This is a genomic window from Acinetobacter sp. ANC_7634, assembly GCF_056779875.1.
In genome coordinates this window covers 1-512 of the sequence record NZ_JBWYIT010000034.1, presented here as the reverse complement: position 1 = coordinate 512, position 512 = coordinate 1, and the positions used below count along the sequence as shown (strand labels likewise).

The 512-nt window shown below is 41.0% G+C and carries 1 protein-coding gene; it reads right to left on the bottom strand.

The window, feature by feature from the left end; translation table 11 throughout:
• Positions 1–512: GA-like domain-containing protein (locus tag AC1M9A_RS14400; RefSeq protein WP_481610490.1), on the bottom strand; the 512-nt coding region annotated here is incomplete at both ends.

Sequence of the window (512 nt, the reverse complement as noted above, 5' to 3'; positions counted from 1 at the left end):
AGCAATACCATTGCTATCTGTATCGTTCACTGCTGGTACAACTGTATCTAGAGCATCTAAACGAGCATCTAAGCTATCTTTAGCTGCTGATTCAGGTAATGCATCTACCAAGCCTTGTGCTGTATCTTTCAATACATCTAATTGATCTTTGATCGCTTGTAATTGAGCTTGCGTTGCTGGACTGATTACACCATTTTTAGCATCAATTGCCTCTACCAATTCATCATGCTTAGCTTCTGCAGTTTGAACCGCTTGTGTTGCTGCTGCAATCGCAGCTTCGGCAGCATCAACAACACCATCACCATTTAAATCATTAATTACTGGTAAAGCTGTATCTAGAGCATCTAAACGAGCATCTAGATCATCTTTAGCTGCTGATGCAGGTAATGCATCTACCAAGCCTTGTGCTGTATCTTTCAACGCATCTAATTGATCTTTGATCGCTTGTAATTGAGCTTGCGTTGCTGGACTGATCACACCATTTTTAGCAGCAATTGCCTCTACCAATTCAT